We start from the raw sequence: 22,591 nt of genomic DNA, 5'->3' as shown, positions 1-22,591 counted from the left end.
ACTAATGACTAAAAAGATAAAACCCTTTAAAATTTTTATAGCGGCTAGTTTAGTGGCGTTAATAGTTTCTTGTAAAGAAACCAAAAAAGAACAGGTAGAAATTCAGCCAGAAACAGTAGGTATACAGCAATTACAAGTTTCTGCTAACGGACATTACTTTCAAACAGAAGATGGAAAACCATTTTTTTGGCTGGGAGATACGGGTTGGTTGGCTTTTAATAAGTTAAATAGAGATGAAATTGATGCCTATTTTGAAGACAGGAAACAAAAAGGTTATAATGTTATTCAAATTATGACGATGCATTCTTTGGAAGTTGCCAATGTTTATGGTGATTCGGCAGTGGTAAACAAAGATTTGTCTAAGCCTTTAGTAATCGAAGGCGCCGATTTTAATGATGCTGAAGCTTACGATTTCTGGGATCATGTAGATTACGCTTTAGATGTTGCCGAAGAAAAAGGATTGTACTTAGGTATGGTACCTATTTGGGGGTCGCCAATTAGCGAGGGTAAAGTAACTTTAGAGCAGGCTAAAACCTATGCAATTTTTTTAGCCGAACGTTATAAAGACAGAAAAAATATCGTTTGGTTAAATGGAGGCGATACTTTTGGAAATGAAAATACCGAAACATGGAATGCCATTGGTGAAATTTTGCATGCTGAAAATCCTGAACGATTAATAACTTTCCATCCGCGTGGACGCACCGATTCTTCCGATGATTTTCATAATGAAAATTGGTTAGATTTTAACATGTTTCAATCAGGCCACCGTCGTTATGATCAAGATGATACCGAACGCGCTTATGGACAAGACAATTACAAATTTGTTCAAGTCGATTTCAATCTAAAACCCACAAAACCAACGTTAGATGGCGAACCATCGTACGAAGGTATCCCCCAAGGTTTGCACGATACCTTGCAACCTTTATGGAACGATAACGATTTACGCCGTTACGCCTATTGGTCTGTTTTTGCAGGTGGAGCGGGTTTTACCTATGGTAATAATCACGTCATGCAAATGCACGAAAACCATACAAAGCCAGAAGCCTACGGAAGCAAAACATATTGGTTAGAGGCATTAAATGATCCTGGTGCTAAACAAATGGTCTATGTGAAAGACTTAATGTTGAAATACGATTATTTTAATCGCATTCCAGATGCAAGTTTAGTCGCTAATCAAGGTGAAAAATACGATTATATAGCAGCAACCAGAGGTGAAGACTATGCACTGTTTTACACTTATAACGGAAAAACCATATCTGTAAATATGGGTAAAATTAAAGGAAATGACGTTGAAGCTTCGTGGTACAATCCTAAAAATGGTGAAATTACCAAAATAGGAACTTTTAAAAATGAAGGTGTTCAGGATTTTGATCCATCAGGAGAACAAGTTGATGGAAACGATTGGGTGCTAATTTTAACTTCAAAATAAATAGAATTTAGATAATGAAAAAGCTGTTTTTAGTTATTTGTATAAGTGTTTTAACTGCGTTTGTTTCTGTAAGTTCGGCAGCAAATGGGTGGTTGAATATTTTAAAAGAAGGTGGAAATAATAAAGGCGTTCTGTGTACTGAAGCCATTCAAAAAGCCATTGATAAAGCCGAAAAAAATGGCGGAGGCACTATTTATTTTCCTGCGGGCCACTATTTAACAGGTGCCTTAAGACTTAAAAACAACATAACATTGCATTTGGATGCGGGTTCGGTTTTGAAGTTTTCAACCAATTTTGACCATTATTTACCTTTTGTGCAATTGCGTTGGGAAGGTACGGTTATGAAAAGTTTTTCGCCATTACTGTATGCCAAAGATGTTGAAAATGTTACCATAACAGGTCGTGGAACTATCGACGGACAAGGGGAAGCGTGGTGGAAGGAAATTTGGCGTATTGAATCTTCTAAAGAGAAATTGGAACTTACCAAGTATCAAAAAATGACGCAAGAAGCCAATGCCGATTTAGAAACAGCTCCTTATTATGCTAGAACCAGAAGTTATTTGTTTCATCGCCCGCCATTATTTCAAGCATTTAATTGTAAAAACGTTAGAATAGAAGGTGTCACTATTCAAAACTCACCGTTTTGGACTATTAATCCTGCGTTTTGCGATAATGTCACTATTGATGGCGTTACCATATTTAATCCGTATTCACCAAATACGGATGGTATCAATCCAACCTCATGTAAAAATGTGCACATTTCGAACTGCCATATTAGTGTGGGTGATGATTGTATTACCATAAAATCAGGTCGTGATGCCGATGGTAGAAAATGGGCAACACCTACCGAAAATGTAACCATTACCAATTGTACCATGTTAAGTGGTCATGGTGGCGTCGTTATAGGCAGCGAGATGTCTGGAGGTATCAAAAAAATCACTATTGCCAATTGCGTGTTCGACGGTACCGATAGAGGCATCCGATTAAAAGCAGCTCGTGGTAGAGGTGGTGTGGTTGAAGAGATTCGTGTGTCTAATATTGTGATGAATAACATCAAACAGGAAGCCTTTATGCTGAACCTGTTTTACGATAAAAACACTGTTGAAGAGCCTGTTTCGGAAAGAACACCTATTTTTAGAAATATTCATATCAGCAATGTTACAGGAACTAATGTAAATACGGCGGGGCGTGTTATAGGAATTCCAGAAATGCCAGTCCATAATTTATCATTTTCAAACATAAATATGGATGCTAAAGAAGGGTTCTCAATTCACACGGCTACCGATGTGGAGTTTCACGATGTAAAAGTAAACACAACGCTTGGGGCTTCTTTCAAAATTGAGAATGTCAAAAACATCATTTTAGATAATGTTTCGACCCAAACACCTATAAAAGATACACCCATCATAAAATTAGATAACGTTTCGAATGCCATGATAAATAACAATTTCCCTATGTATAAAACCCAAGTGTTTTTGGAGGCAAATGGTACAGAAACACAAGCTATTTATTTAAAGAATAACGTTTTTGAAAACGTAGAAACGGTATTGAAAAAAGGGAATGATTTGAAATACCCGATTAATATAGAATAAAAAACATTCGGGTTATGAGTTATGAGTTAGGAGTTATGAGTTATGAGTTATGAGTTATGAGTTGTGAGTTATGAGTTATGAGTTGTGAGTGATGAGTTGTAAGTTGTGGGTGATGAATCTTTGAAACTTTGAGTCTTTGGAACTTTGAGTCTTTTCAACTTTAATATAAACATATGAAAAAAATACTGGTATTAATTCTTTTGGTTAGTTTGTTTAATTGTGCTTCAATAAAAGAGGTTTACCTTTTTACGTCTTTTAGAGAGCCAGCAACCGAAGGGTTGTATTTGGCATATAGCGAAGACGGTTATCATTGGGAGGATTTAAAAGGGCCTTATTTAAAACCAGAAACAGGCGCTAGTAAAATTATGCGCGATCCATCCATTGTAAAAGGAAAAGACAAGACTTACCACATGGTTTGGACAACCGATTGGAAAGGTGGTAATGGTTTTGGCTATGCCAGTTCAAAAGATTTGATAAACTGGAGCGAACAGCAATACATTCCAGTTATGGCACATGAACCCGATGTGGTTAATGTTTGGGCACCCGAAATCTTTTATGATGAAGATGAAGACCGATACATCATTATTTGGGCATCAACAATCCCATTTCGTTTTGAAAAAGGTATTGAGGATGAAAACAACAACCACCGCATGTATTATGTAACGACGAAAGATTTTAAAACCTTTTCAGATACTAAATTATTTTTAGACCCAGGATTTAGCGTGATTGATTGTGTGATTGTAAAGCGCGGAAAAGATGATTATGCTTTAATTATAAAAGACAATACAAGACCAAATAGAAATCTAAAAGTAGCCTTTGGGAAGTCGCCTTTAGGACCTTTTGAAAATATTTCAGAGCCATACACGGGGTTTTTATCCGAAGGCCCCACCGTGTTACAGCAGGATGGGAAATACATGATTTATTACGATAATTACGGAGAGAAAAATTATAAAGCCGTACGGACTCAAGACTTTAAAACATTTGAGGATCTATCTGCCAAAATAAAACTCCCAGAAGGGCATAAGCATGGTACCATTACGACCATTTCAAAACGTATTTTAAAAGGTTTAATAGAGAAAAGTAAAGAGAAATGATTAGAGTATTAAAAAAAATAAAACGCCATACAATTAGTACGACACAGGTGTTATTTGCTTTTGGAACTTTGGTTTTACAGGCGCAGCAAGACACTATAAGATATATTGGAAAAACGGTATCAAATATCGATTACCACCATGGGCAATTAAGTCCAGCTGTTGGTGTGCATGCTACACAAATAATGCGCGCCAGTCGGGAGCATCCTGAAAAATCGGATGGTTTTGGATGGACCTACAACCATGCACCTAATATTGCTTATTGGAACCATACCTTTTTTGTGCAATATTTAAGCGACCCAGTGGGCGAGCATATTCCGCCAAGTCAATCGTTTTTACAAACATCAAAAGATGGCGAAAACTGGAGTTTCCCAAAAGTAGTATTTCCTATGTATCATATTCCAGATGGTTATGTTAAGGAAGGCGTAGACGCCGTTGCAAAAAACTTAAAAGCAGTTATGCACCAGCGTATGGGCTTTTTTACATCATCAGACAATAGATTTTTCACATTAGCCTATTATGGCATTGTCATGGAACCACACGACGACCCGAATGATGGAAAAGGTATTGGTCGGGTAATTCGAGAAATCTATAAAGACGGCAGTTTTGGTCCTATTTACTTTATTCGTTATAATAAATCGTGGGATGCTTCAAAATCAGCCTATCCATTTTATACTAAAAGCAAAGATAAAGGCTTTAAAAAAGCATGTGAAGAATTAATGGCAACTCCATTAATGATGCAGCAATGGGTAGAAGAAGCCGATAGAGACGATCCATTAATTCCGCTTAAAAAAGAATACAAAGCCTTTAGTTATTACCATATTCCAGACGGTCGTGTTGTTGGTTTATGGAAACATGCCTTAACGTCTATGAGTACCGATAACGGTAAAACATGGCAATATGATGCTTTAAGAGCACCAGGTTTTGTAAATAGCAATGCCAAAATTTGGGGACAAAAAACATCCGATGATCGTTATGCTACGGTTTATAATCCTTCGGAGTTTCGTTGGCCATTGGCTGTCTCTACCAGTAATGATGGATTGAATTATACCGATTTACTATTGGTTCATGGCGAAATATCCCGGTTACGTTATGGAGGTGCTTATAAATCGCACGGGCCACAATATGTGCGTGGTATCGTAGAAGGTAACGGCACACCGTCTGATGGAAACATGTGGTTAACTTACAGTATGAACAAAGAAGATATTTGGGTTGCTTCGGTACCTGTACCTGTTACGAGTGTTGTAAATGATGATGTTAACGATGTTTTCAATATACTTCCAAATGGCGAAGAATTAAAGCTTTGGAATACGTATGATCTCTCATGGGGGTCGGCAAAAATAGAGAAAAAGGATAATGAAAAATGGTTAACACTTCGCGATCAAGATCCTTTCGATTATCCTCGTGTAGAGCGTGTTATTCCGTTTGCTGAAAAAATGCAAGCTAGTTTTACCGTAAAACCAGAGCAAAATGATCATGGTATGATGGAAGTGGAGTTTCAAAATAAACAAGGATTACCTTCGGTTAGATTTATTTTCGATTCCGATGGTTATCTGAAACACAAAGCGGGCTATCGCCTAAGAAATATCATGCCTTACGAAGCTGGTAAAGAATATACTATAAATATATCCTTAGATGCCGCCGCACGTTCATATACGTTTAGCGTTAATGGCGATAAGGAAACTAGAGGTATATTTTTTATGCCTACCGATGGCATCTCGCGTGTCATGTTCCGTACAGGTGAACAACGTTACTATCCAAACCCAGATACTCCCGTAGATACCCCAAATTATGATGATGTGCCTTTTACGGGCGCAAGCATTCCTGAGGCTGTATTTAATATAAAATCATTAATTACAAAAAAGCTGTAGTTTGAAACTTTTAAGAAGCATATTGTTTTTTGTTTTTATTCCACTAGGATGTATTTCCAACGGACAAACATCGGTGGCGCATTTAACCTGCGACATGGCAGTAAATCCATTGGCTGTTATAAACAAACAACCAAGATTGGGTTGGCAATTGCTGTCTGAAAAATTACATGTTTCTCAAAAGGCATATCAAATTTTGGTGGCTTCATCAAAAGAAAAATTACAAAATAATGAAGCGGATGTTTGGGATAGCGGAAAAGTGCTATCAAACCAAAGCCAGCTAATTAATTATATAGGTCGCTCATTAAAAAATGAAACCAAATATTTCTGGAAAGTGAAAATTTGGGATGAAGCTAATCAAGAATCAAGTTTTAGTGAACCCGCTTTTTTCAGAATGGCGCCTTCAACTTCAGAATTAAATCCAACTTGGATTGGTGCCATTACAAAAGCCGATAGCTATTTGCCAGAAGGTAGACATTACCACACGGCAACGTTCAAAAGGGCAAAAAAAGATTCCATTATCAATGCCTCCGATGCGTTGTCCCGCAGAAGCATTATGCTCCGTAAACCATTTTCAATTTCAAAAAAAATTAAAGAAGCGGTTGTTTATGTTTCAGGTTTAGGTCATTATGAATTGTCATTAAACGGCACAAAAATTGGGAATAGCGAGTTTGCGCCTTTATGGACAGATTATGATAAATCGGTAAATTATAATGTTTACGAATTGTCTGAAAATCAATTTCAGCAAGGTGAAAATGTTTTAGGTGTTTTGTTGGGGAACGGGATGTATAATATGTTGGCGGAACGTTATTCTAAATTTTTTGTGAGTTTTGGACCTCCGACCTTGTTTCTTAAAATGAAAGTGAGCTATGATGATGGTTCAGAAGCTGTTATAAATTCAGATGAAAGTTGGAAATATTCTAAAAGCCCCATTACCTTCAATAGTTTGTTTGGAGGTGAAGATTATGATGCCACTTTAGAGCAAAAAGGATGGGATACTTCCAATTTTAATGATGGGCAATGGAAAAAAATCGTGTTGCAAGAAGCCCCAAAAGGACCTTTGAAAGCGCAACAAGCACCACCAATTACGATTCAAAAAACGTATTCAGTAAAAGAAGTTAAAGAACCGATGGATGGGACTTATGTATTTAATATGGCGCAAAATTTATCGGGGTTTCCAACTATAAAAGTTAAAGGCGCAAAAGGACAAAAAGTAAGGCTTTGGGTTGGTGAAGGCTTAAAGGAAGATGGTACGATTAGTCAAGGACGCTCTGGTAAACCGTATTATTTTCAATACACGTTGAAAGGTGAAGGTGTTGAAGAGTGGCAACCAAAGTTTAGTTATTATGGTTACCAATACATTCAAGTTGATAGTATTAATTATAAAGAAACGAAAGACAGTAAGCTACCAACGCTATTAGAGATTAGTTCAAATTTTATCTATAATGATGCAGGTGAAGCTGGTACCTTTGAATGTTCTAACGATATTTTCAACAAAGCCCACGAACTGATTAACAATGCCATAAAAAGTAACTTTCAAGCGGTGTTGACCGATTGTCCGCATCGTGAAAAATTAGGTTGGTTGGAAGAAGCGCATTTGAATGGGCCTGGGTTGATCTATAATTATAATTTGCAAACCTACATCCCAAGCATCATGGAAAATATTAAGGATGCACAACGGGAAAACGGCATGATTCCTACGATAGCTCCAGAATATGTGGTGTTTGGTGGCGATTTTACCGATTCTCCGGAATGGGGCGTAACGGGCATTATTTTACCTTGGATGTATTATGAGTATTATGGTGATGATGCTTTAATTAGAAACTATTATCAAGTCATGAAACGCTATATCGATTACTTAACATCTAAATCCGAAAACTATATATTGTCTTACGGATTGGGTGATTGGTACGATTATGGCGAACATGCTGCAGGGTACTCAAAAAACAGCCCTATTGCACTATCGGCAACCAGTCATTATTACTATGCCGCACATTTGTTTGCGAAAGCAGCAAGATATTTAAATAAAACCGAAGACATTGCTAAATACGAAACCTTAGCATCAAACATTAAAACGGCATATAATAAGGAATTTTTCAATAAAGAAACCAAACAATACGGTACAGCAAGTCAGTTTAGCAACGCAGTTTCTGTATTTATGGATATTGTAGAGCCCCAATATAAAGAAGACGTGATGGCTAATTTACTAGCCGATATAAAAAATAGAGGCTACCGACTAACAACCGGCGATGTTGGTAACCGCTATTTGTTTCAAGCTTTGGCAAGAAACAATGAAAATGAGGTCATGTATAAAATGAATAACCATTACGATACACCGGGTTACGGATTTCAGATACAATTCGGATTGACCACCTTAACAGAACAATGGGATCCAAGAAAAGGAAATTCGTGGAACCATTTTATGATGGGCCAAATTGAAGAATGGTTTTACCGAAGTTTAGCAGGAATCGTTCCTGATGAAACAAATCCGGGTTTCAAACATTTTTTCATTCAGCCAGAACTAGTAGGCGATATGACTTTTGTAAAAGCGAGCTATCAATCGGTTTACGGTAAAATTGTGTCAGTATGGGAAAAGAAAAATGATACATTGATTTTAAATATTGAAATTCCTGCGAATACAACGGCTACTGTGAAATTACCAGTTTCCAAGAAAAGTAATATTTTGGTGAATGGTAAAAATTTTAAAAAAGTGAAGGTAAATGAAGCTGAAGGAAAATCATCTTTAAAACTAGGTTCGGGTGTTTATAAAATAGCATGTTCATTATGATTACTAACAGACATACCGGGAAAATTCAAGTAAAACTAATAGTCCTATTGGTTCTGTTTTCTATGCTGAAACTATCTGCACAAACCTCAGATACTAATTTTAGAAAACCAGTTATTGAAACCATTAAAAAGATAGCCTCTATTTTTAAAGTAACTATAAATTACAACGAAAAACTATTACAAGATAAAACCTTAGAATACGCCGATTGGAAAATAGACCCCAATAATTTAGAAGTGTCTTTAGCCAATATTCTGGCACCTTTCCATTTAACAACCTTTAAACAAGCAGATGGAACTTATGAAATTAGGGCGTTTCAACACCATAGAGTGTCTATTCCCAAAAGCGAAGAACGTTTAGCTTTTTTATCTGGATTATATGACGACAAGGAAACTTGGGAGACTAGAAAAGAAGCATTAAAACAGTGTATGTTGTCTGCTTTCGGAATTGATAAAGCACCCAAAATGCCAAATTCAAAACCTATTTTAACAAAAAAGCGAAAATATAAAGGCTATACGGTTGAAAATATAGCTTTGGAAATTCTTCCAGGGGTGTATACAACAGGGTCTATTTATAAACCATATCCTTTAAATAAAAAAGCAGCTATTGTTGTGACGCCTAACGGACATTTTGGTGACGGACGTTATCGTAAAGACGAACAAATACGATGTGCTATGTTGGCAAAAATGGGTGCTATGGTCGTAAACTTCGATTTGTTTGCTTGGGGTGAATCGCAGCTTCAATTCCCATCAACAACACATCGCAACAGCATCGCTTCAACTATACAAGTATTAAGCGGCATGCGTTTATTAGATCATATGTTAACCCTAAAACATGCCGATGCATCGCGAGTGGGTGTTACTGGTGGTTCGGGCGGTGGTTCGCATACTATGTTTTTAGCGGCCTTGGATGATCGGGTTACGGTTTCGGTACCAGTAGTCATGGTGTCGGCGAATCATTCCGGTGGTTGCCCTTGCGAAAGTGGTCGTGGTATTCATTTATGTGGTAATGGCACCAACAATGCCGAAGTAGCCGCTATGACAGCGCCAAAACCACAACTCATCATTTCAGATGGTAAAGATTGGACGCAGTTTGTGCCCCAATTAGAATTTCCTTTTATTCAAAAAACTTACGGCTTTTATGGCAAAAAGGATTTAGTTGAAAACGCTCATTTTGCTGAAGAAGGTCACGATTACGGCACATCAAAACGAATGGCAATGTATCCGTTTATGGCAAAACATTTAGGTTTAAATTTAGAAAAAGTTAAAGACAAAACTGGGATGATTGACGAATCAACCTGCATTATAGAACCCTACGAAACCCTATTTGTTTTCGGGAATAAAGAAGAAAATTTACCTGCAAATGCTTTAAAAAGTATCGATAAATTATATGAATTGTTTGGAGAAGAAAATCTTAAAGAATATGAAAAATAAAATACATATTGTTTTTGGGAATTATGCTAAGTCAAAGTTATTGAGTTGTAGTGAACTTAATATACCTATAGAAAACATCATTGATTTAAATGATGATCTTAGAGTCGGTCCAATATATAATTTAAATACTCAAAAAGGAAGAATAATAAGAGATGAGTGGTTTTTTTCCAATATAGCTTGTGCTTCAGTAGATCCCTCAAGAAGTCAGGATATTAAAAAAATTGAAAATATAAAGGATATTGTTTTCAACAAAGAGCTATATATATGGTCTGGGAGTACAGCTTTAGAGATATTGTCAATCGCTAGACTTTTGTTCGAGTTAAAAGATTTTAATCTTAATATATGTACAGCTGATTTCTCGAAGATTAAATTAGAACGAAAGGACGGAACGTTTTATGTCCCATATACTATTAATATTGCTTTACCAGAGCATGTACCTTTAATTGCAAGTCATTTTAAACCTTTATCAGTGCAAAAACGTAATGAATTAATTCATTTATGGGAACATGTAGTTGAAGAAGGCGAATTAATGAGAGTTTTAGAGGATAATGTTAAGATAGAGTCTGTTAAAGAAAATTATTTTGATCATATACTAAAAGCATATTGTAAAGAAGAATTTGAAAAGGCAGGTCGAGTAATAGGAAAAACTTTAGTTGCAATTAACTTTAATGCCGATGATTCTACTTTGAATTGGCGTTTAAAACAGTTAGTAAAATCAAAAGAACTGGAATCTGAAGGAATGCTAAAGGATATTAGAGATTATCAAGTAAAACTTAAAACCACAAATAAGAATCCTTCTCTAATTAGGAGAATATCTCAATAAAAATGATGAAGTTAAAAAATAACATAACTATTTTATTTTACAGCCTAATATTGCTTATTGGAATACAAAGTATTTCAGCACAATCAAATACCAATTTAAAACTTTGGTATGACGAACCAGCAGAAATATGGAACGAAGCACTACCGTTAGGAAATGGGCGCTTAGGTGCTATGGTTTTTGGCGACCCAGCGGTAGAACGTTTGCAATTAAATGAAGAAACCATTTGGGCTGGTTCACCAAATAGCAATGCCCATGATAAAGCATTAAAAGCATTACCTAAAGTACGTCAGCTTATTTTTGACGGCAAGTATAAAGAAGCCCAAAATTTAGCAACTTCTGATATTCGTTCACAAACCAATAATGGTATGCCGTATCAAACTTTTGGAAGTGTCTATGTGTCATTTCCAGGGCATCAAAATTATACCAATTATTACCGTGATTTAGATATTGAAAATGCGACGGCAAAAGTGCAATATACGGTTGATGGTGTGACATACACGCGTGAAATCTTAACAGCTTTTGAAGATCAAGTGATTGCCGTAAAATTAACCGCAAGTCAACCAGCAAGCATTACCTGTAATGTATTTATGAATAGCCCATTTGATAAAACGCTCACAACGACTGAAGACCATCAAGTGACATTATCTGGAGTAACAAGTACGGTTGAAGGTCAGAAAGGGCGTGTGAAGTTTCAAGGACGAATGGCTCCAAAACACGAAGGAGGTACTGTTTCCGTTAAAAATGGCATTATCAGTTTTAATAAAGTTGATGAAGCTATTATTTACATTTCCATAGCCACAAATTTTAAAAATTATAAAGATATATCTGAAGATGAATCTGCAAAAAGCAAATCATTTTTAGATAAAGCAATCACAAAAGATTTTGAAACGATCAAAAAAACGCATGTCAATTATTATCAGAAATTCTTCAATCGTGTATCTTTAGATTTAGGAACCACCGAAGCAGCGAAAGAAACCACCGATGTGCGTATTAAAAAATTTGATAGTCAGTTCGACCCAGAATTAGCGTCTTTATATTTTCAATTTGGACGTTATTTACTCATTTCTTGTTCGCAACCTGGTGGGCAACCAGCAAACCTGCAAGGTATTTGGAACGATATGTTATTTCCGCCATGGGAAAGTAAATATACCATGAACATCAATGCCGAAATGAATTATTGGCCAGCTGAATTGACCAATCTTTCCGAAATGCACGAGCCTTTTATTCAAATGGCAAAAGAGGTTGCCGAAACAGGAAAAGAAACAGCAAAAATAATGTATAATGCCAAAGGTTGGGTATTACACCACAACACTGATATCTGGCGCATTACAGGCCCTATAGATATGGCAGCATCGGGCATGTGGCCAACAGGCGGTGCTTGGGTGTGTCAAGATTTATGGGAGCGTTACTTATACACGGGCGATGTTAATTACTTAAAGGACATTTTCCCAATCATGAAAGGAGCTGCCACATTCTTTTTAGATTTTATGATTAAAGATCCTAATTCAGGATATTTAGTGGTAGTGCCATCAAATTCACCCGAAAACACACACGCAGGCGAAGATGGAACATCCACTATTGCGGCGGGAACCACTATGGACAACCAATTGGTTTTCGATTTGTTCACCAATGTTATTAAGGCCACTAAGATATTATCTGAAGACGCCTCTTTTGCTAAACAATTAAACGAGGCTTTATCAAAAATGGCTCCGATGCACATTGGTAAACATGGGCAGTTGCAAGAATGGTTGATAGATTGGGACGACCCTGAAGATAAGCACAGACACGTATCACATTTATACGGTTTGTTCCCAAGCAACCAAATTTCACCATTTAAAACACCTGAGTTGTTTGAAGCGGCTAAAACCTCATTAAAATTTAGAGGAGACGAATCTACTGGATGGTCCATGGGTTGGAAAGTGAATTTATGGGCTAGATTGCTTGATGGCGACCATGCATACAAACTTTTGCAGGACCAGTTGCATTTGGTGACTGCCGACCAACGCAAAGGTGGTGGAACGTATCCGAACATGCTCGATGCGCACCAACCGTTTCAAATAGATGGAAATTTTGGCTGTACCGCAGGAATTGCCGAAATGTTGATGCAAAGTCACGAAGGCGCTATTCATTTATTACCAGCATTGCCTTCAGTTTGGAAATCAGGTAGCATAAAAGGATTAAAAGCTAGAGGAGGCTATGAAGTTGACATAACATGGAAAAACAATAAAGTGTCTGTTTTAAAAATTCAACCAAGCTTAGATGGTAATTGTAGGTTAAGAAGTGAAACGCCATTGAAAGGCAACGGACTTAAAAAAGCAAAAGGCAATAATCCAAATCCATTGTTTTTTAATGTGGAAGTTAAAGCACCAATTATTTCAGAAGAAGCTAAAATTGAAAAGCTTGAATTGCCAAAATATTATGAGTACGATGTAGCGATGAAAGCAGGAAAAACATATGTTTTCTATGCTAAATAAATTAACAGAGAATATTAAAATGAACTTTAAAATCAATCATATAAAAATAGTATTAGTCCTTTTTGCTGCTGTTATTACCAGCTGTAAATCGAATTTGGAAGCTCAAAAATCGCAACGTGTTTTAAAGGTTGAAGATTACAAACATTATGTAGATTATTTCAACACGATGGAAGATGAAAACATAGCCAAAGCGATCCCCAACGATAGTGCTTGGTCGTGGATGAAAACTAATATTCCGTTGTTTGAATGTCCGCAACAAAATTTTGAGGAAATGTATTATTTCCGTTGGTGGAGTTTGCGAAAACACATCACGAATACGCCTCAAGGGTATGCCATTACCGAGTTTTTAGTAGAGCGTTCTTATGCCGATAAATACAATTTAATTGCTTGCGCATTGGGGCATCATATTTATGAATTTAGATGGGTACACAACCCCGAATATATTGAGCAAAATGTGCATTTATGGTATCGTGGCAATGAAGGTACTCGCATGAAAAAATTAATGAATTTTAGTAGCTGGACAGCTCATGCACTTTACAATCGCTATTTGGTGAATAAAGATGAGGCGTTTTTATTGGATATGTACCCCGATTTAGTATCTGAATACGCCCAATGGGAAACCGACAGAGGCAGAGCCGATGGTTTGTTTTGGCAAATTGATGTAAAAGACGGTATGGAAGAATCGTTAAGTGGTGGACGCCATGTACAAAATGTTCGCCCTACCATTAATAGTTACATGTATGGTAATGCCAACGCTTTATCAACCATTTCTAAAATGAAAGGCGATACCAAAAACGAACACTATTTTGCTGGTAAAGCTTCAGAAATTAAAAAATTAGTTGAAACACGCTTATGGAATTCAAACGATACATTTTTTGAAACTCTAACTGAAAAAGATACATCATCAAATGTACGTGAAGCCATCGGATTTATTCCGTGGTATTTTAATCTTCCAGAAAAAAATAAAGGTTTTGAAAAAGCTTGGGAGCAAGTAAAAGACGAACAAGGTTTTTCAGCGCCATTCGGATTAACAACTGCCGAACGTAGAAGTCCGCGTTTTAGAAGTCACGGTACAGGAACCTGTGAATGGGATGGTGCTGTTTGGCCTTTTGCCACCTCACAAACTTTAACGGCCATGGCTAATGTGCTGAATAATTACAATCAGGATAGTGTGTCAGAAGCCGATTATTTTAAACAAATGAATTTGTACGTGGAGTCACAATATTATAGAGGTCGTCCATATATCGGTGAGTATCTTGACGAAACCACAGGCTATTGGTTGATGGGTGATAGAGAGCGCAGTCGTTATTATAACCACTCAACATTCAACGATTTGATAATAACAGGTTTGGTAGGTTTACGCCCAAGAGTCGATGATAAAATTGAAGTCAATCCGTTAATTCCACAAGATAAATGGGATTGGTTTTGCTTGGATAATGTGTTATACCATGGCGATATTTTAACCATTCTATGGGACAAAACAGGTGAAAAATATAATAAAGGAAAAGGCTTTAGAATTTTTAGAAATGGAAAGGAAATAGCATCTTCTTTGACCTTGGAAAAATTAGTGTCTGAATAAAGATTGGCGAGAAACGAGAAAATAGACAAGAGACAAGATACAAAGAGATAGACTATTTAAACAAGAAGAAGCTTTGGAACTCAGGAACTTTGCAACTCTGAAACTTAAAAAACAAATGAAAAGAATAATTTTATTTTTGGTAGTATTGGTGTTTTCGTTTTCTGGAATGGCTCAAAGCAGCGTTTCAGTAGATGGGCTTCAATGTGAAATGCTCACAAATCCGTTAGGGATAGATGTTATTCAACCCAGATTAAGTTGGCAATTTCAAACTAACAATACCCAGGTAGAACAAACGGCATATCATATTTTAGTGGCGTCTTCACCAGAAAGATTAGCTTCAAATAATGCCGATTTATGGGATTCCGGTAAAGTGGAAAGCAGCCAATCGATTAACATTCTTTACTCAGGAAAAACGTTGGATAGTAAAGACGAAGCGTTTTGGAAAGTGAAAGTTTGGACTAATAAAGGCGAAACCGAGTGGAGTAAAACAGCACATTGGAGCATGGGTATATTAACCTATGCCGAATGGAAATCTACACGATGGATTGGTTATAACCAGTTGTTTCCGGGTGATAGCATTGGTCAGTTTTCAAAATTATCAGCTAGATACATTAGAAAACAAATAGACCTAAAAAAGAAGGTGAAAAAAGCCAAAGTTTACATCATGGGTATGGGCTTATATGAGTTTTATATTAATGGTAAAAAAATTGGTGACCAAGTATTAGCACCCGTTCCAACCGATTATACTCAAAATGTAAAATACAATGTTTTTGATGTCACCTCACAACTTAAACAAGGTGAAAATGTCCTGGGAACTATTTTGGGTAATGGCCGTTTTTTTGCCATGCGGCAAGAATATAAACCCTATAAAATTAAAAGTTTTGGTTTCCCGAAAATGGCATTACAATTAAATGTTGAATATGAAGATGGTAGCAAAGAAACCATTAAAACAGACGAGTCTTGGAAGTTCACGCCACACGGTCCTATCCGCGCTAACAACGAATATGATGGTGAAATCTACGATGCCCGTAAAGAGATGCCTCATTGGAACGACGTTGGTTTTGATGATAGTAATTGGTTAAACCTCATGTGGGTTCAAGAACCAGGTGGTTTTTATGAAGCACAAATGACACCCAACATGAAGATAATGGATGTTGTGAACCCCATTTCCATAACATCAACCAAAAAAGGCACTTATATTTTAGATATGGGTCAGAATATGGTAGGCTGGTTACAAATAAAAGTAAAAGGAAACCGAGGCGATGAGATCACCATGAAATTTGCAGAGTCCTTAAAAGACGATGGCTCATTATATACCGCGAACTTGCGTGACGCCCGAGTAACCGACACGTATATTTTAAAAGGCGAAGGCGAAGAAATTTGGGAACCTAAATTTGTATATCATGGGTTCCGATTTGTAGAAATTTCAGGTTACAAATATAAACCAGCATTAAACGATTTTGTTGGAAAAGTAGTTTATGATGATATAGCCACTATTGGAACGTTTGAATGTTCCAACGAGACCATGAATCAAATATTTAAAAATGCGTTTTGGGGCATTCGCGGAAATTATAAAGGCATGCCCATTGATTGTCCGCAGCGTAACGAACGCCAGCCTTGGTTAGGCGATCGTACCACAGGAGCCTATGGCGAAAGTTTCTTGTTCGATAACCAAACACTGTATGCGAAATGGTTGGATGATATCAAATATTCGCAAACCTTAGATGGAGGCATCCCCGATGTCGCTCCCGCTTTTTGGCGTTATTATGGCGATGGCGTGACTTGGCAAGGTGCTTATATAAAAGTTGCCGATATGTTGTATCAACAATTTGGTGATGAAGAAAGTATTAAAAACCATTATCCATACATGAAAAAATGGATGGATTATATGGAGCAAAATTATTTGAAGAATGATTTAATGACTAAAGATAAATACGGTGATTGGTGTGTGCCACCAGAATCTTTAGAAATCATTCGCTCGCAAGACCCTACACGTTTAACCGATGGTGAAGTCTTGTCTAGTGCGTTTTATTATCATTTGCTTCAGATCATGAAAAAGTTTGCTGTTATTTCTGAAGCAAATCAATCAGATGTTGTTCATTATAACGATTTATCCCAACGAATTAAACAAGCATTCAATACCAAATATTTCAACAGAGACACCTATAGTTATGCAAATAATACCGTAACGGCTAATGTATTGCCTTTAGCTTTTGGTATGGTGCCAGATGATTTACAGGATAAGATATTTCAAAATATGGTCCATCAGGTAGAGGTAGTTAAAAACGGCCATGTAAGCACTGGCGTTGTAGGCATACAGTTTTTAATGCGGACTTTAACCGAATTTGGTAGAGGTGATTTAGCCTTTAAACTAGCTTCAAATACAACCTATCCAAGTTGGGGATATATGGTTGAAAATGGGGCAACAACCATCTGGGAATTATGGAATGGGAATACGGCCGATCCGGAAATGAACTCCCAAAACCACGTGATGCTTTTGGGTGATTTAATGATATGGTATTATGAAAACATGGCGGGAATTAAAAGCCATCCTGAAGCACCCGGTTTTAAGCAAGTTATTATGAAACCCGATTTTGAGGCGGGACTTTCCTATGTAAATGCATCCTATAAATCTATTCACGGACTTATAAAAAGCCATTGGAAGAAAAATAAAAATAAGTTAGATTGGGATATTGTTATTCCAGCCAATACAAGTGCGTTGGTATATTTGCCAACAACTAGTGCTTCAAAAGTAAAAATCAATAAAAACAGATTGGATAAGACATCTGTAAATTATAAAACAGAAGAAAATAAACTTGTTCTGGAGTTAAAATCAGGAACGTATACAATCAATATAAACTAAAATAATTCAGAATTAAAATAATAATTTTATGAATATGAAACTAATTCAAACCACATTAATATTAACATATGCCCTATTTTTAGGAGGTTGCAAACAACCTGTAGTGAAGAAAATGGAATTGGCAGACAAAACATGGAAAGAAGGCATTTTAATAGAAGAGTTTGTCAATGAGAACGCACCCTATCCGTCATGTCATGCAGCAACTATTGTAGAAACCACAAAGGGAGAATTAGTAGCGTCATGGTTTGGTGGTACTCATGAAAGAAACCCAGATGTTGGTATTTGGTTAAGTAAACGGAAAAATGGAACATGGACAGAAGGCGTAGAGGTTGCAAACGGCGTACAAAATGACACGTTACGTTACCCCACTTGGAATCCAGTGTTATACCAAATTCCCGATGGCGATTTAATGTTATTTTATAAAGTAGGTCCAAGTCCCTCCACTTGGTGGGGTATGTTAATGCGTTCTTCAGATGGTGGCGATACATGGTCGAACCCAGAAAAATTACCAGAAGGTTTTTTAGGACCTATAAAGAACAAACCTGTTTTATTGGATAACGGCAACCTGTTATTACCGTCAAGTATTGAAGGTAACGGATGGAATCTTCGTATGGAATCGACTCCAGATTTTGGTAAAACCTGGGTTATGGGCGATACGCTTCCAAAAGGCGAAAACAAAATAAATGCCATTCAACCAAGTGTTTTGTTTCACGAAAACGGCAAACTTCAACAAGTTGGTAGAACAAGAAATAGACATTTATTTAGTACCTGGTCTGAAGATAACGGTAAAACGTGGTCAGATTTAGAGTTGTTAAATATGCCAAATAACAGTTCAGGTACAGACGCTGTTACCATGAAAAATGGTGAGCATGTATTGATTTATAATCACGTGTGGCCAAAAGAAGGTACCACGAAAAGTTATAGAAGTCCTTTAAATATTGCGGTTTCAAAAGATGGTATTAATTGGGAAGCGTCTTTGGTGTTAGAAGACTCAAAAATAAGTCAGTATTCATACCCATCAATCATTCAAGGAACAGATGGTATGTTGCATTGTATTTATACCTGGCGCAGACAAAAAATAAAATATGTAAAAATAGATCCGTCTAAATTGGTGTCTTTCCCAATAAATGATGGTGTTTGGCCAGGACCAACCAAAGAGCGTTATAAAGTAGCGGTTTGTGATTGGATGATTTTAAAACGCCAAAAATTAGGAGCTTTTGAACGCGCCAAAGAAATTGGTGCCGATGGTATTGAAATGGACATGGGTGGTTTAGGCGATAGAGAAACTTTCGATAGTAAGTTCGTAAATGGAGATACAGCAAGCGTGAGAGTTTTTAAAGACAAAATGATTGAAACAGGTGTAGGCATAAGTTCTATTGCGATGTCTGGGTTTTATGCGCAGTCGTTTGCAACACGCGAAACCTATAAAAAAATGGTTTCCGATTGTATTGAAGTGATGAAAACATTCCATGTAGAAGTGGTCTATTTACCATTAGGAACTCAAGGTGATTTGGTTAAAAATCCAGAATTAAGACCGGCCATTGTAGAACGGCTGCGTTGGGCAGGAAAAGAAGTAGAAAAGGTTAATGGTGTCATAGCTATTGAAACTTCATTATCGGCTACCGAAGAGAAAAAATTGTTAGAAGAAATAGACAATAGAAACATTAAAATAGCATTCAACTTTGCAAATGCCATTAAGAATGGACGTGATATTTCCAAAGAATTAAAAATTTTGGGACGCGATAATATTGCTCAAATCCACGCATCGAATACCGATGGCGTTTGGATTGAAAACGATAAAGCCATCGATTTACCTGCTATTAAAGAAACTTTAGATGCGATGCATTGGAAAGGTTGGTTAATTGTGGAGCGTTCCAGAGATACCTCCATGGTTCATGAAGTGGTTAAAAATTACGGTGCGAATGCCGCTTACCTTAAAAAAGTATTTCAAAACAAATAATATAAAGCGTCAATTTTATGCGATATTTAAGTGTCATTTTAATTTTTATTATTTTTTCCTGCACAACAAAAAAGCAGATTACTATTGTTGGTGATGCAGCATCGCCAAGAATCACTTTTGGAGTAGAAAAACTCAAAAATGCTTTATCTGAAATGGGTTATGTGGTTTCTGTTTCTTCTGAAATTCCCAAAGATCAGTCTGAAAACACCATTGTTATTTCAGAAAAAAATGATGAAGAAAAAAAGGAAAGTTTTAAAATAACAACCTCAAATAATATTATAAATATTGAAGGAACCGATGCTTCTGGAGCTTTATATGGTGCTTTGGAATTGGTGGATCGAATTAAAGAAAATAACGAACTGCCATCACAAATCAATTTTCAAGATAGTCCTGAAATGGTGTTGCGTGGGACGGTTATCGGACTTCAAAAAACAGCATATTTGGAAGGCAGAGGTGTTTACGAATATCCATATACACCCGAAAATTTTCCTTGGCTTTACGATAAAGAACTTTGGGTAAAGTATTTGGACATGATGGTGGATAACAGATATAATTCTTTGTATTTGTGGAATGGACATCCATTTGCATCATTGGTAAAATTGAAGGATTATCCATTTGCTGTTGAAGTAAGCGACGAAGATTTCAAAAAGAACGAGGAAATTTTTAAATTCATAACCGAAGAAGCAGATAAACGAGGTATTTGGGTTATTCAAATGTTTTATAATATCATTGTATCAAAGCCTTTTGCAGAGCATTACAATATAAAAACACAAGACCGCTCCAGACCTATTGTGCCTGTTATAGCCGATTATACCCAAAAATCCATTGCAGCATTTATAGAAAAATATCCTAATGTGGGCTTGTTGGTGGCTTTAGGAGAAGCCATGGAACGTGAATATGACGTGGAGTGGTTTACAAAAACCATTATTCCGGGTGTTCAAGATGGCTTGAGAGCTTTGGGAGAAACCGAAGAACCACCTATCATCTTGCGATCACATGATACGGATGCGCCATTAGTGATGGAGAAAGCTTTGCCTTTGTACAAGAATTTGTATACCATGAGCAAGTATACAGGAGAATCCTTAACCACTTATGAACCGCGTGGCCCATGGGCAGAAACGCATAGAAAACTAAGTGAGGCCGGTTCTATACACATTTCAAATGTGCATATTTTGGCAAACTTAGAGCCGTTTAGGTATGGGTCGCCCGATTTTATTCAAAAAACGGTAAAAGCGATGCATGAGGTTCATGGCGCTAATGCCTTGCACTTATATCCGCAAACATCGTATTGGGATTGGCCGTATGCACCAGATAAAACCGAACCAAAACTTTTAGAAATGGATCGTGATTGGATTTGGTATAAGGCCTGGTCCCGTTACGCATGGAAATCCAATAGAGATAGAAATGATGAAATAAAGTTTTGGAGTCATGAGTTGGCAACCAAATTTGGAACAGACACCGAAGCAGGAAAACATATTTTAAAAGCTTATGAAGAAACAGGAGAAATAGCACCTAAAACATTAAGACGCTTTGGTATTACCGAAGGAAACCGTCAAACGTTGTTATTGGGTATGTTCGAAAGCCAACTAGTAAATCCATACAAGTGGCGTGTATATCCTGGGTTTTACGAGTCTTGTGGCCCTGTGGGAGAAATTCTTCTAGAGTACGCCAAAAAAGAATGGGAAAATAGTCCGCACGAAGGCGAAACCCCTGTTCAAATTATTAATGAAATTGTAGAACATGGAAAACAAGCTGTTTTGGCCATTGACAAAGCTGAAGCTAATGTTACAAAAGATAAAGAAGAGTTTAGCCGCTTAAAAAATGATATGTATTGTTATAATGCATTTGCTAATTTCTTTTCAGAAAAAGTAGAAACGGCTTTATTGGTATTGCGTTATAGCTATTCCAATGATATTAAAGACTTAGAAAAAGCATTGCCGCATTTAGAAAAAAGTATAACGTATTATCAAGAGTTAGTAAACCTGACGAAAGACACCTATTTATACGCCAATAGTATGCAAACAGCACAGCGTAGAATTCCTATTGGGGGTGATGATGGTAACAACAAAACGTGGGAAGAACTTTTGCCACATTATGAACGCGAGTTGGCTAATTTCAAAAGAAATTTAAATTTGTTAAAAGGGTCTAAAGATGGTAAAATTGAAAGAGAAGAAGGCATGCCTTGGCAATTGGAAGACGTTTCTTTGTTAAGCGATAATAAAGGCACTTATAATTTGAAAAAAGGAACAAAAGTGTACGGAATTCCAGAGTCTGAAATTTTAGAAATAGCACCCGAACTTCAAAACTTAAAAGGTATATCGTTTGTTACCGATAACCAAAATGAAAACGGTACCTATCTTAAATTTAAAAATGATAAGCCTGTGAAATTGGTCGTTGGTTATTTCAATACCGACCAAAAACGTTTTTTATTTCCGCCAAGTTTAGAAACCAATGCCGCAGGAAATACTCGTGGAGAAGCCGAAGTTATTTTAGCCAATGCTGTTAGGTTAAAAGATTTGCCGAGAGTGAATATTCACACTTACGAATTTAAGCCAGGTGAAAACGAACTCAAATTAGGGAAAGGACGTGTGTTAATTTTTGGATTTATTGACGCAAATCAGAAAATAACCTCTCGAGATGTTGGTTTAATTGGTGATGATGAAAAAGAAGCTGTAGATTGGCTTTTCTATTAAT

Annotated in this window: 12 protein-coding genes; all 12 read left to right on the top strand. The window is 36.7% G+C overall.

What is annotated here, in order from left to right; genetic code table 11:
• The first annotated feature begins 4 nt into the window (after nucleotides 1-4).
• The 12 genes from CJ739_RS04680 to CJ739_RS04625 all read left to right on the top strand — a co-directional run bounded on the left by CJ739_RS04680 (nucleotide 5) and on the right by CJ739_RS04625 (nucleotide 22,590).
• Entirely contained in the window at nucleotides 5-1,429 is a 1,425-nt protein-coding gene (locus CJ739_RS04680) for a glycoside hydrolase family 140 protein (protein WP_117172918.1), read from the top strand.
• A 14-nt stretch (nucleotides 1,430-1,443) separates the two neighbouring features.
• A complete protein-coding gene (locus tag CJ739_RS04675; protein ID WP_117172916.1) occupies nucleotides 1,444-3,021 on the top strand; it encodes a glycoside hydrolase family 28 protein in 1,578 nt (525 codons plus the stop codon).
• A 173-nt stretch (nucleotides 3,022-3,194) separates the two neighbouring features.
• Complete coding sequence (locus CJ739_RS04670) at nucleotides 3,195-4,115, top strand: glycoside hydrolase family 43 protein (RefSeq protein ID WP_117172914.1); 921 nt, start codon at nucleotides 3,195-3,197, stop codon at nucleotides 4,113-4,115.
• Nucleotides 4,112-5,983, top strand: coding sequence for a sialidase/neuraminidase family protein (locus tag CJ739_RS04665; protein WP_236951602.1), 1,872 nt, complete (start codon nucleotides 4,112-4,114; stop codon nucleotides 5,981-5,983). Before CJ739_RS04670 ends, CJ739_RS04665 begins: the two co-directional genes overlap by 4 nt.
• Nucleotide 5,984: 1 nt before the next feature.
• Nucleotides 5,985-8,768 carry a glycoside hydrolase family 78 protein gene (locus tag CJ739_RS04660; protein ID WP_117172912.1) on the top strand — a complete coding sequence of 928 codons (2,784 nt, stop codon included), beginning with the start codon at nucleotides 5,985-5,987 and terminating at the stop codon, nucleotides 8,766-8,768.
• Entirely contained in the window at nucleotides 8,765-10,198 is a 1,434-nt protein-coding gene (locus CJ739_RS04655) for an acetylxylan esterase (protein WP_117178731.1), read from the top strand. Before CJ739_RS04660 ends, CJ739_RS04655 begins: the two co-directional genes overlap by 4 nt.
• The gene (locus CJ739_RS04650; protein WP_162880127.1) at nucleotides 10,188-11,021 is read left to right on the top strand and encodes a DUF3658 domain-containing protein; all 834 of its coding nucleotides are present in this window, start codon (nucleotides 10,188-10,190) and stop codon (nucleotides 11,019-11,021) included. The genes CJ739_RS04655 and CJ739_RS04650 overlap by 11 nt, the downstream gene beginning before the upstream one ends.
• Nucleotides 11,022-11,023: 2 nt before the next feature.
• A complete protein-coding gene (locus CJ739_RS04645) occupies nucleotides 11,024-13,495 on the top strand; it encodes a glycoside hydrolase family 95 protein (protein WP_236951601.1) in 2,472 nt (823 codons plus the stop codon).
• Complete coding sequence (locus CJ739_RS04640; RefSeq protein WP_236951600.1) at nucleotides 13,485-15,074, top strand: MGH1-like glycoside hydrolase domain-containing protein; 1,590 nt, start codon at nucleotides 13,485-13,487, stop codon at nucleotides 15,072-15,074. Before CJ739_RS04645 ends, CJ739_RS04640 begins: the two co-directional genes overlap by 11 nt.
• A gap of 115 nt (nucleotides 15,075-15,189) precedes the next feature.
• Nucleotides 15,190-17,937, top strand: coding sequence for a glycoside hydrolase family 78 protein (locus CJ739_RS04635; protein WP_117172906.1), 2,748 nt, complete (start codon nucleotides 15,190-15,192; stop codon nucleotides 17,935-17,937).
• Nucleotides 17,938-17,965: 28 nt separating this feature from the next.
• Entirely contained in the window at nucleotides 17,966-19,897 is a 1,932-nt protein-coding gene (locus CJ739_RS20540) for an exo-alpha-sialidase (RefSeq protein ID WP_236951599.1), read from the top strand.
• Nucleotides 19,898-19,914: 17 nt separating this feature from the next.
• Entirely contained in the window at nucleotides 19,915-22,590 is a 2,676-nt protein-coding gene (locus tag CJ739_RS04625; RefSeq protein ID WP_117172904.1) for an alpha-d-galacturonidase, read from the top strand.
• Nucleotide 22,591 lies beyond the last annotated feature (1 nt).

This window comes from Mariniflexile sp. TRM1-10 (assembly GCF_003425985.1).
Taxonomy (GTDB): Bacteria; Bacteroidota; Bacteroidia; order Flavobacteriales; family Flavobacteriaceae; genus Mariniflexile.
Note: the sequence above shows the minus strand (reverse complement) of the source record. Positions and strands in the feature narration are given on the sequence as shown.